Origin of the sequence: Nocardia sp. NPDC050710, assembly GCF_040654375.1 — a bacterium.
GTDB lineage: Bacteria > Actinomycetota > Actinomycetes > Mycobacteriales > Mycobacteriaceae > Nocardia.
This window is the reverse complement of record NZ_JBFAHV010000029.1, coordinates 38,713-52,879: the sequence shown is the minus strand read 5'-3', so window position 1 is coordinate 52,879 and position 14,167 is coordinate 38,713. Positions and strand designations below refer to the sequence as shown.

Genomic DNA, 14,167 nt, shown 5'->3' with positions numbered 1-14,167 from the left:
GTACGCTGTACCCAGTTCGGCTCGAACAGGAGGATGAGGGTGAACGATTTCGCGGTCCAAGCCGAAGGTCTGGAGAAGAGATATGGAGAAAAGCGCGCCCTGGGTGGCTTCGATCTGACCGTGCGCCGCGGCACGGTGCACGGCCTGCTCGGACCGAATGGTGCGGGCAAAACCACGGCCGTGCGGATTCTGTCCACGCTGATTCGCCTCGACGGCGGGTCGGCCACGGTGGCGGGGCTCGACATCGCGCGGCAACCGCGGGAGGTACGCGCCCGGATCGGACTCACCGGCCAATACGCCGCCGTCGACGAGGTACTCACCGGGCGGCAGAATCTCGAAATGTTCGGCAGGCTCTTCCATCTCGGTGGGCGGCGGGCCCGGCAGCGGGCCACCGAATTATTGGAGCGCTTCGATCTCACCGATGCCGCGGACAAAGGTGTCGGCAAGTACAGCGGCGGCATGCGACGCAGGCTGGACTTGGCGGCATCGATGATCCTGGCGCCGGATGTGCTCTTCCTGGACGAGCCGACCACCGGTCTGGATCCGCGCAGTCGCGGCGAGGTCTGGGATTCGGTGCGGGCACTGGTAGCCGACGGCACTACCGTGCTGCTCACCACCCAATATCTCGAAGAGGCGGACAAACTCGCCTCCCGTATCACGGTCATCGACCAGGGCCGGGCCATCGCCGACGACACCCCGGACGGCCTGAAGAACACGGTGGGCGGCGATCTCATCGAGGTGGTCGCCGCGGAGGCCGCCGATCTACCCGCGGTCGCGAAGCTGGTGGCGCGGGTCAGTGAAGGGGAACCGGAGACCGACGATGTCGAGCGGCGGGTGCACGCAGCGGTCGTCGACCGGGTCGCCGCGCTCACCGAGGTGGCGCGCACGCTGCGGGACGAGGGCATCGTCGTCGAGGACATCGGATTGCGCAGACCGAGTCTGGATGATGTCTTCCTGCAACTGACCGGACACCGCACCACCGCCGAGGAGGCAGCCTGATGACCGCCGCATTGCCGCACTCCCGGGCCTATTGGGCCGTCGCCGACTGCTGGAATGTGGTGCGGCGCGGCCTGACCCACTATCAGCGTCAGCCGGTGAACATCGCCTGGCAGCTGGGCTTCCCGATCCTCTCGGTACTGTTGTACGGCTACGTCTTCGGCAGCGCGATGAGCGTTCCGGGAGGCGGGGACTACCGGGACTTCCTGATGCCGGGCATGTTCGCGATGACGATGGCCTTCGGATTCATCAATACCGCGACAGTGGTCGTCTACGACGCCACCAACGGCGTGATCGACCGGTTCCGTTCCATGCCGATGGCCTCTTCGGCGGTCGTCTCCGGACGTGGCGTCACCGACCTGCTGGTCGCGTGCGCCGAACTGACCATCCTGATGCTCACCGCACTGATCATCGGGTGGCGTCCGGACGGCGGATTCCTCGGCGCCATCGCTTCATTCGGATTGCTGCTGTGGCTGCGGTTCGCGCTGATCTGGGTCGGGGTCTGGCTCGGGCTGATCGTGCCGAATCCGGAGGCGGCCGGCGGGTTGTTCGCGGTCGCCTTCCCGCTGACCATGATCTCCAGCATTTTTGTTGCGCCACAGCTGATGCCGGACTGGCTGGGGTTCGTCGCGGCATGGAATCCGATCTCCTCCACCGTCGCGGCCAGCCGGGAACTGTTCGGTACCCCGGTGGGCAGCGGTGATTCGTGGATCGAGCAGCACGCGGTGCTGATGGCGATGGTGTGGCCACTGCTGATCACCGCGATCTTCCTACCGCTCGCGGTGCGCCGGTTCCAGCGGCTGAGTCGATGAACGGACGGTTGTCCGGTGCCCGGCATATGCCGGGCACCGGACGGCCGGGAGATTATTGCGCGTCGGCGGCCGATCCGCCCGCCGGTTGCGCGGCCGATACCGATTGCGGCACAGCGGCATGCGGCATTCGGGCGCCGAGTCCGATCAGCCCGGCGAGGACCGCGACCGCGGCGGTCACGTACCAGGTCCTCTGGAATGCGTCGAGGGTTTCCTGCGGACCGCTGGGGGAGCCGAGCGTGGCGACCACGATCGCGACGCCGATGGCCAGGCCGACCTGACGTGACATGCTCAGAACCGCGGAGCCGGTGGCGAAGCGCTGCGGCGGTAACCCACTGCTGCCGGCCGCGAATGCGGTCGGCAGGGTCAGGCCGACACCGAGACCGGTGATGAGCATGCCGCCGAGCAGCCCGCCCACGTAGTCGGGTGTCACGGTGACCGCCTGCGCCCACCAGAGCAGGCCACCGCCGAATGCCACGCCGCCCGCGGCGATAACAGGTCCCGCGCCGAACCTGCCGATGAGCCGCCCCGCCAGCACCGCCACGATCGGCACGATCAGCGGCCCGGGCGAAATGGCCAGGCCGGTGCGCAGCGCCGACCAACCCCACACGTTCTGCGTCCAGAGCACCGCCGTCAGCAGCATCCCCGCGAACGCGATCTGGAAGAACACCGAATTACCGGCCATCAGCGCGAAATTCGGGGCGCGCAGCAGTATGGGATCGACGACGGGACTCCGGTGCCGGGCCGACGAGATCGCGAAGCCCGCACCGAGCACGACGGCGGCGGCGAAGGAGATCAGCACACCGGCCGAGGTCCAGCCCCACTCCTCACCCTTGACCAGGCCGAGGATCAATGCGCCGATCCCGCCGATGAGCATGAGCGTGCCGACCGCGTCCGGGAATGGTCCGCAATCGCCGCGCGGATCGGGCAGCCGCCGCAGGCCCACCACGATCGCCACCAATCCGATCGGCACATTCACCAAGAACACCCAGCGCCAGTCGATCTCGACCAGCAGCCCGCCGATCACCGGACCGAGGGCCGCGCCGAGCCCGCCGAACGCGACCCAGAGCCGCACCGCTGTCGCCCGACGTTCCGCGGGCGTAGCCGCTAGCACCAGACCGAGCGACGACGGCGTCAGCATGGCCGCGCCGACGGCCTGCGTGACGCGGAAACCGACCAGCGCGCCCACATTCCACGCCATAGCGCACAATGTCGAGCCGAGGACGAACACGCCGAGCCCGACCAGGAACATGGTGCGGTTGCTGGCGCGATCGCCGAGCCGCCCCGCGGGCACCAGCAGCGCGGCGAACACGATCGCGTAGGCATTGAGCACCCAGGAAAGCTCGGACAGTTGGGTGGTCCCGAAATCGCGCGCCACCTCCGGTATCGCGACATTGACGATGAACAGGTCCAGACTCGACAGCAGCACGCCCACCGAAACGATGGCGAGAACCACCCGGTGATCGACGGCGGACCGGACTTCGGACCCGGCGGTTCGGGCCGCGACAGGGGTATTCACGTAGATACTCCGATTCAGCCGAGAACTCGGCGGGTCTGGCGGGCCGTGGCGAGCAGTCGCCCGTCCGCATCCCAGAGGGAGGTGTCGTCGACCGACCAGCCACCGCCGGTACTGATATTCGTCGCGCGCACCAGGACCGGTTGTGGCGGTGCCGCGGCGAGGTCGGTATGCAGGTGCATCGACAGCGCGACGGTCGGCACCGCGACGGGCTGGGTGAGGGTGGGGAAGAGGGCGGGCGGCAGGGCATCAGCGAGGATCGCGAGCGTGGCGGCGTCGGTCGGCAACTCGGGCGCCAATGCGATCCACGCGCACATCCACGCGTCGTCCGCACCGCTCAGTGGCAGCGGGCCCGCCGCAGGGCGGATCTCGAAATGTGCTCCGACCGGGACGATCTCAGGTGGCAACTGGAACAGCGGGCATGCCGCGGACGCGGGGACCTCGGGTGCGGCAGGGCCGGGGCGTTCCGGTACGCCCGTCACACCTCCGCGACCGAAGGTGATCGACGCCGCGGCCACGGAGACGCCCTCCTGGTCGGTCGTCACGTCGACGACGACGGTGCTGCGTCCGACGGCGTGTTCGATGGCCCGAAATGTGAAGATCCCGTCCCTCGGCCGTCCGAGGAACCGCAGGTCCACCGCCCGCACCGACAACTCGATGCCGGTCGCCCGGCGGGCCACCTCGATCAGTAGCGCCGCGACCACCCCGCCGTGCGGCCCGGTCCATCCGCGCCATGTTTCGTCGACCTGCGCCTGCCACACGCGGTAGTCCAACTCGCGGAGGTCGAATACGTCCGCGAGTGACGTAGTGAGTTGCATCATGCAACGCACTCTAAATCAGTGAGTTTCTTCAAGCAACCGACTACGCTGGGGTCATGCGACGGACGAGCTTCGAGGACATGAACTGCTCCCTGGCCCAGTGCCTGGAGGTAGTCGGGGAATGGTGGACGCTGCTGATCGTGCGTGACGCACTTTTCGGGGTGACCCGATTCGACGACTTCCGCGCCCGCCTCGGCATTGCCCGCAATGTGCTCACCCAGCGCTTGGAACACCTTGTCGCCCAGGGCGTCATGACCAAGGAGCCGTACCAGGACAACCCGGTCCGCCACGACTACCGGCTCACCCCGAAGGGTCGCTCGCTGTGGCTGGTGGTCACCGCCATGCGGCAGTGGGGCGACGACTGGGCGGCCCCGGATGGGCCCCCGCTCGAATCCCTGCACCAGACCTGCGGCCACACCGCACGGATCGAGCCGATGTGCTCCGAATGCGGTGAACTCGTGCACGGGCGCGATTTGCGACCGGTCTACGGCCCGGGAGCCAAGGATGCCTCGCTGATCCCGAGTGAACTCCTCGATACCGCCACCGGACAGCCTCCGCGATAAGCTGCGGCGATGGCGGAGGAGCGAGCGCACCGATTGATCGACACCGTCGCATGGGTGCGCATCGAGGACGGTCGCATTCTGTGCGCCCGCCCGCGAGGTAAGGACATCTTCTACATCCCGGGTGGTAAACGCGAGGGCGCGGAGACCGATCTGCAGACCTTGCTGCGCGAGATCGAAGAAGAACTCACGGTCGCGCTATTGCCCGAGACGGTCGCCCATGTCGGCACCTACGAGGCGGCCGCACACGAACCGGCCAATGGCGTGGTGGTGCGAATGAGCTGCTACACCGGCGACTATTCGGGCACCCTCGCGGCCAGCAGCGAAATCGAAGAGGTCGCCTGGTTCGGTTATGCCGACCGGTCGCTGGTGCCGCCGGTCGATCAGCTGCTGTTCGACGATCTGGTCGAAGCAGGCAAGCTGACCTAGGCGTCCGTGCGCCCACCGACACGGCGGAATCGATAGTCGCCGTGCGAACCGTGCGCCGCGATACCGTCATGTCCATGAAGTCGGTTCGCTGGTTGCTGCGCTGGGCCGCCTACGCACTGGCGGCGTTGCCTATCTCGCTGGCGCCGGTAGCCGTGCGCTTGCGGGTGCCGCGGCGACTGCTCGGTGTACGCATCACACCCCGGGAACTGACGCCCGGCCGGGTGACCGCGCATTCCGGGCTGGGCGCGGCGTCGGGTCTGGTTGCCTGGTTCCTCGCCTTCCTGGCGGTGGTGGCCGCCGTCCGCGGCATCGCTTATCCGCTGGTGGCCGCGAACGACTACGAGAATTCCTGGGGCGGGCCGACATTGGCAGGCGCGTGGGTGGTGCACGCACTGCTCGGGGTGGGGCTGCTGCCCGCGTGGACGGCCGTGCTGGCCGGACTCGGCGCGATTCAGGTGCGGCTGGCGGGGCGTCTGCTCGGTCGGGCCGGGCCGCCGTGGCCGGTGCCCGTATCGGTGCTGTTGGCCGCGGGCGGGGTGGTGCTGTTCATTGCGTGGCTCGATCAGATCTGACGACAAGCGTGTGTCCGGTGATTTCCTCGAAGCGATGCGCCCGGGATCGCCGGTCCGTGGACTCGGTGTTCCTCGGTCGGGCACCGAGGCGCTCTGCGGTGGATAGTGTTGTGCCTCATGGAGTTCGAGCGAGCCGAAGACTATTGAGTTCCACCCGGTCGCTATCCCAGCGATGGGGTGATGCTGGTCTTCGACGGTGGAGTGCTGAGCGCTGATCGGACGGCGGAGATAGTCCTTCACTGGCGGAGCGGCTTGTGCTGGCGATGTATGCCTACGGCACGAACACCGGGATAAAGTCGGTGGCCGGCGGCACCGACCGCCACACCGAGGACGATATCCGCTACGTGCGCCGCCGCTACTTGAACACCGAGGCGGCGCGGCGGATCGCTATCGAGATCGCCAACGCCACCTTCGCCACCCGCAAGCCTTCGATCTGGGGCGAGTCGTCCACGGCCATCGCCAGCGACTCAACGCATTTCGGCGCGTACGACCAGAACATCTTCACCGAGCACCACTCCCGCTACGGCCGCCGCGGCGTGCTCATCTACTGGAGTGTCGAGCGCAACGGATCGGTGGTCATCCACTCCCAGCTGCTCAACTGCTCCGCCTCCGAGGTCCACGCCATGGTCGACGGCGCCATGCACCACGGCACCGAGATGGACGTGGAATCCAGCTATGTCGATACCCACGGCCAGTCGGAAATCGGATTCGGCGTGACCAGGCTCCTGGGATTCGATCTATTACCCCGGATCAAGCGCATCAACAAGTGCCGGCTCTACCGGCCCGCAGCCGGGGAACCAGACCTGTGGCCTGGGCTGAAACCGGCCGTGACCGGGCCCATCCGATGGGAGTTGATCGCCGAGCAATACGACCAGATGATGAAGTACGCCACCGCGATCCGCACCCACACCGCCTCCACCGAGGCGATCCTGCGCCGGTTCATGAAAGCCAACGCCGCCCACCCCACCTACCAGGCGATGATCGAACTCGGCCGGGTTCAGAAGACGATCTTTCTGTGCCGTTACCTGCGAAGTCGTGAATTGCAGAGAGAGATCAACAGCGGCCTGAACGTGGTCGAGTCCTGGAACGGAGCCAACCAGGTCATCTACTACGGCAAGACCTCCGAAATCGCTTCCAACCGCCGCGACGAACAGGAGATGAGCGTGCTGTGCCTGCGGATCTGCCAGGCCGCCCTCGTCTATGTGAATGTCTTGATGATCCAGGACATTCTGTCCGACTCGGAATGGGACGGTGTGCTCACCGCCGAGGACGAGCGCGGCCTGACCCCGCTGTTCTGGTCGCACGTGCTCCCATACGGCGAGGTCAAACTCAACATGAACACCCGGCTCAACCTCGGAGATCTGTGAACCGGCTTCCTACGGTTAGCCGCGCACGTGTAGTCCGAAACCCGCGCGGCCCGCGGGCTCCAGTCCTTCCTTCAGGTGCAGCGAGGGGATCTCGTAGTCACCGAAGTTCTGCTGCCGGAACGCGATCGGTTCGGTCGATTCCAGGGTGAGCAGGCGCTGCTCCCATGCGTTGGCCACGTCCGGGTAGGCATCGTCGGTCATCCGGTCGGTGCCGTACAGCACGAACGGCGGCAGCACCTCGATACCCGGGTAGTAGAGGATGCCGTGCTGGATCGGGAACAGCAGATCCTCGATGGGGCCGTTGATACCGCGGGCCGCGTAATGCGACTCCGGGCCGCCGGCGGTCACCGACAGCAGCGCCTTGCGGCCCGCGAGGGTGCCTTCGCCGAAGCGCTCGCCATACTTGGTGTCGTTGTGCTCGCCGACCCCGTACGCGAAGTGGTAGGTGAACACCCGGTCCACCCAGCCTTTGAGGATCGCGGGCATCGCGTACCACCACAGTGGGAACTGGAAGATGATCGTGTCGGCCCACAGCAGCTTCTCCTGCTCGGCGCGGACGTCCGGGGTGAGCGTCCCGGCGTCGAAGGCCCGGCCCGAGTCCAGGGCAACCTTCAGCGGACTCGAAGCGTCGGGGCCGTAGTCCGCGGCGTCCACGACCGCCTTCCAGTTCATCGCGTACAGATCGCTCACCCGTACCTGATGCCTGGCGGCCTCCAGCGTGGACACAGCGAGGTCCTTCAGCGAGCTGTTCAGCGACTTCGGCTCCGGGTGGGCATAGACGATCAGCGTTTTCATCAGAACTCCTTCGAATCAGTGCTTTCGATCCTGGGCGTCGCAGCACCCCGGCGTTCAGGGACGCCTCTTCCATCGGACTGGACTTCCTGGTAACGGCAGGACCACCTTCACGGGCACCACCTCGGCCATACTGAGGGTATGGACGACCTCGCGGGCTTTCTGCGGACCCGGCGTTCCCGGGTCGCCCCTGCGGCCATCGGCATACCCACCGACAGGCACCGCCGGGTCGAAGGGCTGCGCCGCGAAGAGATCGCGCACCTTTCCGGAGTCAGCGTCGACTACTACGTACGCCTGGAACAGGGCCGCGCGACCCAGCCCTCCGAGCAGGTCCTCGACGCACTCGCCCGCGTCCTCGGCCTCGACGAGACCGAACGCGAGCACCTCTACCGGCTCGCCCGGCAGCGCCGTCGGCGCGCGAAGGCACCGGGCGGGCGCGTCCGGCCGGAGCTGCTGCGCGTCCTCGATCTAGTCGCCGACGCACCCGCACTGATCATGGACCACCGCCTGGACGTGCTCGCCGGGAACCGCCTCGCCGGGCTCCTCTATGGCCGGTCGATGCCGGGCCTGAACACTGCCCGGCACATCTTCCTCGAGGAGGCCGAGCACGGCCTGTACGCGGACTGGGAGACATGCACCCTCGACGTGGTCGGGCATCTGCGGCTGGCTGCCGGCCACTACCCCGAGGACCCCCGCCTGGCCTCGCTCATCGGCGAGTTGGCGATGGGCAGCGAGCGCTTCCGCCGCCTCTGGGCTCGCGCGGACGTGCGCGCCCGCACACATGGACGCAAGGCGTACCGGCATCCCCTGGTCGGACTGCTGGAACTGCACCAGGAGAACTTCGCACTCCCGGACGAAACAGGTATGGAGCTGATCGTGCTGTCCGCGACCCCCGGCAGCCCCGCCGAAGACGGGCTGCGCCTGCTCGCGGGCCTCGGCGCGGACAATGGCGACGCGCATCCCACAATGAAGGCTCAGGTCCACGAGTAACTCACCGACGCCACCCCGCCGACGGGAACGCCTCAACACTGACGGCATCCCGGGCCGCGGCGAAGGCCCATCAGGTGTTCCGTAAGCCGATCGGCAAACGGAACACCCCACCCGACCGGCTCCAGCCCTGATAACCGGTGTTCCGTATAGGTGTTCCGGGTGCCGTCCCGGTCAACCCCCGCTATCAGGAACAATCGAACGGGTGATCGAACCCTTCCGCGTCGGATACGTACGCTGCTCCACCGACGAACAAGACGTCGAGATCCAAACCGACCAACTCCACGCCCTCGGCGTCCCCGGCGAGCGGATCTTCATCGACAAAGGATTCTCCGGAACCACCCGAACCAACCGCACCGGCCTCGACAACGCCCTCACCGCCGTCACTTCCGCGGCCGCCGCGGTCACCGACCGGCAAGTGGTTCTGACCACGACGAAGTTCGACCGCTTCGCCCGCAACATGGCCGAAGCCGGAGAAATCCTGACCGGGCTACGTGAACGCGGCGTGCTGTTCGGTGTCGGCCATCAGATCCACGACTGGGCAGACCCCTTCGGGAAGCTGTTCCTGCAAACCCTCGCGATGGTCGCCGAGTTCGAAGCCAACCTCAACCACATGCGCACCCGCGAGGGAATGGCCAAAGCCCGCGCGAAAGGCCGCCTCAAGGGCAAGCAGCCGAAACTGCCTCTCGCAGCACGCAAAACGATCCACCGCCGCTACCACGACCCCGACGACAACGCCAGCCTGGCCGACCTCGCCGACGAATACAGCGTCGGCCGTTCCACCATCCACCGCATCATCAGCGGCACCGTGCCACGGGTCTATCACCCACGGCGCTCATGTACCTGGTGACACGTTCCTTACCAATACCCCTATCTGGAGGATGGATTCGCCGGCGCGCGATGACGACGACCCGCGTCGGCACTGCGGTGTGAAGCGTCGGGCGCAACTGATTGCATTTTGGAATCAGTCTGGTAGGTTACCAACCGATTGCATATTGCAACCAGAAAGGGTTCCGATGAAACAGTTGGTCCGCGTTCAGAACTTCAACGTCTCCAGCGATGGATACGGCTCCGGGGAGGGGCAAAGCCTCGAGCGCCCGTTCGGCCATGCCGATCCGGGCGCGCTCTTCTCCTGGGCGGGCGCCACCGCCCACTGGCCCACCCGGACCGACCCCGGGGGAACCTACGGCCTCGACGACTACTGCACTCGCGACTTCACCAACAACATCGGCGCCGAGATCATGGGGCGCAATAAGTTCGGTCCGCAACGCGGACCGTGGGAGAACTACGACTGGCAGGGATGGTGGGGGGACGAACCCCCGTTCCACACCCCTGTATTTGTCCTCACCCACTACGTTCGGCCCTCGATCACACTGGGGGACACCACATTCCACTTCCTCGACGCCTCTCCGAAGGAGGCCCTGGCGCAGGCATTCGACGCCGCCGAGGGTAAGGACGTGCGGATCGGTGGCGGTGTCGCCACGGTCCGGGAGTTCATCGACGCCGATCTCATCGACACGATGCATATCGCCGTTTCGCGGGCCGAACTCGGTCGCGGCGAAAGGTTGTGGACGGGTCCCGACGAGCTTGTCGACCGTTTCCATCTGGAGCAGATCCCCAGCCCGAGCGGGGTGGTGCATCACTTCTTCTGGAGGCGGTGAGGGTGGCGGCATCGAGGAAGGTAGCCTGACGGACGGTGTCCCGAAGTTGCGCAGGGTCGGGGGCAGGGCTTGATGATCTCCTGCCCGCCGCACCGCGACTCGGGTCGTGGACTGGTGAGGCCGCCTATTCATCTGTCGCGGATTCGCGCCCGGTTGCGCCTGCCCGATCCACGACCACGGACTGACGGAGGCCGTTCGAACCGAGTTCTTTCAGAGCCCGCAGTACCAGCGCACGCCGGATCCGTCACTTGCCCAGTGCCGCAGCGACTTCCGGGATGAGGGTGGTCGAATCACGCGGACTCGGAGCCATGACCCGCAGTTGGTCGAACATGACGCGGAAGTGGCGGATCGCGTCGTGGCCTTCGATCAGATCTTCTCCGGCGATACCTTCCACATACACAAGTTCCGAATCGATTGTGCGGCTTGATATTCAGTTCACCTGTGTCGGGTTCGACAGCTGATTTGCATCGGTAACGACCGGGGGTGGTGTGGTTATTAAACATCCGTGATCAGAATCAGATCGACCCCCGCAATCGTTGCTCTGTTCGTCGCCGCCTGCATAACCGGCGAACCGTCCGCCGGAGCGGACATGACCACTTATCGCGAGTATGTCGCGCTGGGTGATTCGCACACCGCCGATGTCCTCACCGGGCTACCGCCCAACACGGAATCGACGCCGGTCAGGTGCGACCAGTCGCCGACGGACTATCCGCATCAGGTCGCGGCGGCGCTGGCGATCGAGACGTTCCGTGACGCGAGCTGCGGCGGGGCACGGACCGTGGATATGGCCGGTCCGCAGGCAGTGCCGTTCGGGGTCAACGCGCCCCAGTTCGATCGGCTGACCGCGACCACCGACCTGGTGACGATCGGCATCGGCGGCAACGACATCGGATTGGAGGAGCTGCTGGCGGAGTGCGTGAATCCGAAGGCGCTCGATCCCGCCGCGGTGCTGCCGCCGGAGGACAGCTGTGTCGCCGAATACACCAGGGGCGGAGTCGACCGGATGGCGGACAACATCGCCGCGGTCGCGCCGAAGATCGCCGCCGTGCTAGCCGAGATCGGGCAACGATCGCCGAAGGCCAGGATTCTGGTGGTCAACTACCTCACGGTCGCGCCGGTGGACGGCACGGGATGCCGGCCGTTCATTCCTATGGCCGACATCGACATCGTCTACCTGCGCGACACATTGGCGCGGCTGAACGACATGCTGGCGCGCGAGGCGGCGGCTTCGAACGCAGAGTTGGTCGACGTCTACACCCCGAGCGTCGGCCACGACGTGTGCCAGGCGCCTACGGTGCGCTACGTCGAAGGGTTTGTCCCGTTCTCGATCAGGAATCCGGCGCTGATCGCGTTTCCGCTGCATCCGAATGCTGCCGGTGCGGATTTCCAAGCCGAGGCCGTTCTCGCGGCGATCCACCGCGGTTGAATCCGACGGGGGTTCCCAAGCCGGGCATAGACACCGGTTCGAACGCGGCGATCGTGTTGGCGATCGTGGCCAGGTCCATCGCCTGGGGCGAACTGCGCGCCAGCGCCGTGTTCCACACCGATCTGCGTGAACGGCTAGCGGCATCGACCCACTCCTGGAATACCGACATCGAAACCTCATCCGGCAAGCTCGAGATGTCGGCACCGTAGCCGCCGACGTCGACGACGCCGCGGCCGCGGAACGTCTCACCGCCCTGGTCGAGGGACTGTCCGAACGCTGGCACAGCGGATCGATACCCCTCGACCGCGCCCGCCACCTGCTGGTCGACGCGATCACCATCGAACTCGGCGCCACAACCCAGCAATGACCGCCGAGCGCCGTCCGCATCAACATTCATGACGTCGTCCCAGTCGGGATCGGCCAGACGTCCTGGAGCATGAGTGTTGATGCGGACCATGGCCCGACTCCCATCGCAATGTTGCGTGTGGGTGCTGCACAGGGTTTTCACGTTTCCGTAGCCTGGACGAGGTGGGAGTTGCGGATGTCGGCTGCGGGCCTGGTGTGGGTTGGGATTTCGCGGGTCCGTCCGCTGCCGCGCCATCGGGTGCCGCGATCATCGGATACCGCGATGTGGGTGGCGTTGGGTTGGACTTGCGGGTTGCCGCGACGACGGCGGTTGCCGTGGTGATCGAGTTCGGGGGTCGCGAGCTGATTGTCGACGACGCTGGTGGTCGGCAGGAATTGGGCGGTTTCGTCGTGGGACTTCCCATGGCGGCCATGCGCATTCGTAGCAGACATGCCGAGTGCGTGGAGGTTCGCTTGTCGCCGATCCGGGCGCACTCCCTGTTGGGTATTGCCGCAACCAATCTGGGCCGTGGCGTTGTCCCGTTGGAGGAGTTGTGGGGATCCGAGGTTCGGCGATTGCGGGAGCAACTCGCGGACGCCGGGACCTGGGAGGAACGGTTCGCACTGACGAAATTGTTTCTGGCGCAGTGTGACAGGCCGATGCGGACGCCGGATCCCGAGGTGATCGCTGCCTGGCATCGCATACTCGCCTCCGGTGGCCAGGTGAAGGTCGGCGAGCTCGCCGAATCCCTCGGATGGAGCCGTAAACGGCTGTGGGCGAGGTTCGAATCCCAGATCGGTCTGACACCCAAGCGGGCGGCGATGCTGGTCCGATTCCGGTGCGCGGTCGTCGGTTTGCTGGCGGGCCGGCCCGCCGCCGACGTCGCTGCGGTGTGTGGGTACACCGATCAGGCTCATCTGTGCCGGGATGTGGCGATCTTCGCGGACCGCACACCGGGGGCGCTGCACGCGGACAATCTGCCTGCCATCGCCCTGGATCGGTACCGGGCCTGGGGAACATTTTTCCAATCTCCGGGGTGACTGATCGGTCGATAGTGGTGTTCACCTCGGGTGCGGTCGGCGAGCCGAACGCAACTCGAACCCTCACCCCGATCGACGACGAGAGGACACGTGTCGTGACCGACAACCTCAGCCCTGCGAAGCCACAGACCGCCCAAACCTCAGCACAACGTCCTGGAGAGCAGTCAGCGACGATGAGACTGCTGCTGGCTTGCGGTGTCATTGCTCCGCTGCTCAACATTGTTGTCATTCTCGTCCTTGGGGCCATACGCCCTGACTACAACGCCTGGGTAGTCCCCGACAGCAACCTCGAACTGGGGCCTGGCGGGTGGATGCAAATAACCAACTACATCGTCACCGGAGCGCTCCTGCTCGCTTTTGCCATCGGGATGAGGATGCTTCTGCGTACAGGACGTGGTTCCACCTGGGGGCCCATCCTGCTCGGCATCTATGGCTTCACCTTCGTCGCCATCGGGCCTATCCTTCCCGACCCGTCGCTGGGCTACCCACCAGGAGCGTCGGAAGCGCTAACCATTCACGGCGCCATTCATAGTCTCTTAGGTCTGGTTCAATTCACTTCGCTGACTGCGGCTTGCTTCGTGTTGGCAAGGCGCGATGAGGCGCTCGAAAGTCGGGGCTGGTCCTGGTATTCGGTTGCCACTGGCCTGCTGGTCGTCACCTCTTATGTCGCCTTCGTCCTCACCGCCAAATTGGTAGACGGGGGACCAGCAGGGCTCATTGAACGGATTGGGATCATTGCCGGCGGCATTTGGGTTGCCCTGTTGGCGATCCGCCTGATGAGCAGACCAGTCCCATGCGTGTCTGTCGAATGACCTGGCCTTCTCCTACTCGGGGGCGTCGTTCATGAC

18 protein-coding genes are annotated in these 14,167 nt (G+C 66.0%); 14 read left to right on the top strand and 4 right to left on the bottom strand.

Annotated features, from left to right (window positions below; all coding sequences use genetic code 11):
- Positions 1–39 precede the first annotated feature (39 nt).
- Positions 40–999, top strand: a complete 960-nt coding sequence (locus tag AB0H61_RS33885; RefSeq protein ID WP_357311836.1) for an ATP-binding cassette domain-containing protein — start codon at positions 40–42, stop codon at positions 997–999.
- On the top strand, positions 999–1,808 hold the full coding sequence (locus tag AB0H61_RS33880; protein WP_357311835.1) for an ABC transporter permease: 810 nt from the start codon (positions 999–1,001) through the stop codon (positions 1,806–1,808). The genes AB0H61_RS33885 and AB0H61_RS33880 overlap by 1 nt, the downstream gene beginning before the upstream one ends.
- Before the next feature lie 52 nt (positions 1,809–1,860).
- On the opposite strand, the gene AB0H61_RS33875 is transcribed toward AB0H61_RS33880, so the two are convergent.
- Positions 1,861–3,324, bottom strand: coding sequence for an MFS transporter (locus tag AB0H61_RS33875; RefSeq protein ID WP_357311834.1), 1,464 nt, complete (start codon positions 3,322–3,324; stop codon positions 1,861–1,863).
- A 14-nt stretch (positions 3,325–3,338) separates the two neighbouring features.
- On the bottom strand, positions 3,339–4,142 hold the full coding sequence (locus AB0H61_RS33870; protein WP_357311833.1) for a thioesterase family protein: 804 nt from the start codon (positions 4,140–4,142) through the stop codon (positions 3,339–3,341).
- Positions 4,143–4,195: 53 nt separating this feature from the next.
- Between AB0H61_RS33870 and AB0H61_RS33865 the strand changes: the two genes are divergently transcribed.
- The 4 genes from AB0H61_RS33865 (at position 4,196) to AB0H61_RS33850 (ending at position 7,067) form a co-directional block, all read left to right on the top strand.
- Entirely contained in the window at positions 4,196–4,702 is a 507-nt protein-coding gene (locus tag AB0H61_RS33865) for a helix-turn-helix domain-containing protein (RefSeq protein ID WP_357311832.1), read from the top strand.
- 9 nt (positions 4,703–4,711) lie between these two features.
- Positions 4,712–5,128 carry an NUDIX domain-containing protein gene (locus AB0H61_RS33860; protein ID WP_357311831.1) on the top strand — a complete coding sequence of 139 codons (417 nt, stop codon included), beginning with the start codon at positions 4,712–4,714 and terminating at the stop codon, positions 5,126–5,128.
- Between the two features lie 74 nt (positions 5,129–5,202).
- Positions 5,203–5,700, top strand: a complete 498-nt coding sequence (locus AB0H61_RS33855; protein ID WP_357311830.1) for a hypothetical protein — start codon at positions 5,203–5,205, stop codon at positions 5,698–5,700.
- A 239-nt stretch (positions 5,701–5,939) separates the two neighbouring features.
- Positions 5,940–7,067: a transposase gene (locus AB0H61_RS33850; protein ID WP_357311884.1), complete on the top strand. Its 1,128-nt coding sequence runs from the start codon at positions 5,940–5,942 to the stop codon at positions 7,065–7,067.
- Between the two features lie 15 nt (positions 7,068–7,082).
- Here the strand turns inward: AB0H61_RS33850 and AB0H61_RS33845 are convergent, their stop codons facing one another.
- Complete coding sequence (locus AB0H61_RS33845) at positions 7,083–7,862, bottom strand: NAD(P)H-dependent oxidoreductase (protein WP_357311829.1); 780 nt, start codon at positions 7,860–7,862, stop codon at positions 7,083–7,085.
- A 138-nt stretch (positions 7,863–8,000) separates the two neighbouring features.
- Between AB0H61_RS33845 and AB0H61_RS33840 the strand changes: the two genes are divergently transcribed.
- The 3 genes from AB0H61_RS33840 (at position 8,001) to AB0H61_RS33830 (ending at position 10,507) form a co-directional block, all read left to right on the top strand.
- Positions 8,001–8,849 carry a helix-turn-helix transcriptional regulator gene (locus AB0H61_RS33840; RefSeq protein ID WP_357311828.1) on the top strand — a complete coding sequence of 283 codons (849 nt, stop codon included), beginning with the start codon at positions 8,001–8,003 and terminating at the stop codon, positions 8,847–8,849.
- 202 nt (positions 8,850–9,051) lie between these two features.
- Complete coding sequence (locus AB0H61_RS33835) at positions 9,052–9,696, top strand: recombinase family protein (RefSeq protein WP_357311827.1); 645 nt, start codon at positions 9,052–9,054, stop codon at positions 9,694–9,696.
- 166 nt (positions 9,697–9,862) lie between these two features.
- Positions 9,863–10,507: a deaminase gene (locus tag AB0H61_RS33830; RefSeq protein ID WP_357311826.1), complete on the top strand. Its 645-nt coding sequence runs from the start codon at positions 9,863–9,865 to the stop codon at positions 10,505–10,507.
- A 244-nt stretch (positions 10,508–10,751) separates the two neighbouring features.
- On the opposite strand, the gene AB0H61_RS33825 is transcribed toward AB0H61_RS33830, so the two are convergent.
- Positions 10,752–10,907 carry a hypothetical protein gene (locus AB0H61_RS33825; protein ID WP_357311825.1) on the bottom strand — a complete coding sequence of 52 codons (156 nt, stop codon included), beginning with the start codon at positions 10,905–10,907 and terminating at the stop codon, positions 10,752–10,754.
- A 189-nt stretch (positions 10,908–11,096) separates the two neighbouring features.
- Between AB0H61_RS33825 and AB0H61_RS33820 the strand changes: the two genes are divergently transcribed.
- The 5 genes from AB0H61_RS33820 (at position 11,097) to AB0H61_RS33800 (ending at position 14,131) form a co-directional block, all read left to right on the top strand.
- Positions 11,097–11,933, top strand: a complete 837-nt coding sequence (locus AB0H61_RS33820; protein ID WP_357311824.1) for an SGNH/GDSL hydrolase family protein — start codon at positions 11,097–11,099, stop codon at positions 11,931–11,933.
- Positions 11,930–12,142, top strand: coding sequence for a hypothetical protein (locus AB0H61_RS33815; RefSeq protein ID WP_357311823.1), 213 nt, complete (start codon positions 11,930–11,932; stop codon positions 12,140–12,142). The genes AB0H61_RS33820 and AB0H61_RS33815 overlap by 4 nt, the downstream gene beginning before the upstream one ends.
- On the top strand, positions 12,076–12,300 hold the full coding sequence (locus tag AB0H61_RS33810; protein WP_357311883.1) for a TetR family transcriptional regulator C-terminal domain-containing protein: 225 nt from the start codon (positions 12,076–12,078) through the stop codon (positions 12,298–12,300). Before AB0H61_RS33815 ends, AB0H61_RS33810 begins: the two co-directional genes overlap by 67 nt.
- 161 nt (positions 12,301–12,461) lie before the next feature.
- Positions 12,462–13,319, top strand: coding sequence for a helix-turn-helix domain-containing protein (locus tag AB0H61_RS33805; protein ID WP_357311822.1), 858 nt, complete (start codon positions 12,462–12,464; stop codon positions 13,317–13,319).
- On the top strand, positions 13,316–14,131 hold the full coding sequence (locus AB0H61_RS33800) for a DUF998 domain-containing protein (RefSeq protein WP_357311821.1): 816 nt from the start codon (positions 13,316–13,318) through the stop codon (positions 14,129–14,131). Before AB0H61_RS33805 ends, AB0H61_RS33800 begins: the two co-directional genes overlap by 4 nt.
- The last annotated feature ends 36 nt before the right edge of the window (positions 14,132–14,167 follow it).

Excerpts from the sequence above, each read along its gene's own strand:
- AB0H61_RS33860 (WP_357311831.1), top strand. The coding sequence starts at position 4,712 with ATGGCGGAGGAGCGAGCGCACCGATTGATCGACACCGTCGCATGGGTG.
- AB0H61_RS33830 (WP_357311826.1), top strand. The coding sequence starts at position 9,863 with ATGAAACAGTTGGTCCGCGTTCAGAACTTCAACGTCTCCAGCGATGGA.
- AB0H61_RS33870 (WP_357311833.1), bottom strand. The coding sequence starts at position 4,142 with ATGATGCAACTCACTACGTCACTCGCGGACGTATTCGACCTCCGCGAG.
- AB0H61_RS33865 (WP_357311832.1), top strand. The coding sequence starts at position 4,196 with ATGCGACGGACGAGCTTCGAGGACATGAACTGCTCCCTGGCCCAGTGC.
- AB0H61_RS33880 (WP_357311835.1), top strand. The coding sequence starts at position 999 with ATGACCGCCGCATTGCCGCACTCCCGGGCCTATTGGGCCGTCGCCGAC.
- AB0H61_RS33855 (WP_357311830.1), top strand. The coding sequence starts at position 5,203 with ATGAAGTCGGTTCGCTGGTTGCTGCGCTGGGCCGCCTACGCACTGGCG.
- AB0H61_RS33820 (WP_357311824.1), top strand. The coding sequence starts at position 11,097 with ATGACCACTTATCGCGAGTATGTCGCGCTGGGTGATTCGCACACCGCC.
- AB0H61_RS33840 (WP_357311828.1), top strand. The coding sequence starts at position 8,001 with ATGGACGACCTCGCGGGCTTTCTGCGGACCCGGCGTTCCCGGGTCGCC.
- AB0H61_RS33845 (WP_357311829.1), bottom strand. The coding sequence starts at position 7,862 with ATGAAAACGCTGATCGTCTATGCCCACCCGGAGCCGAAGTCGCTGAAC.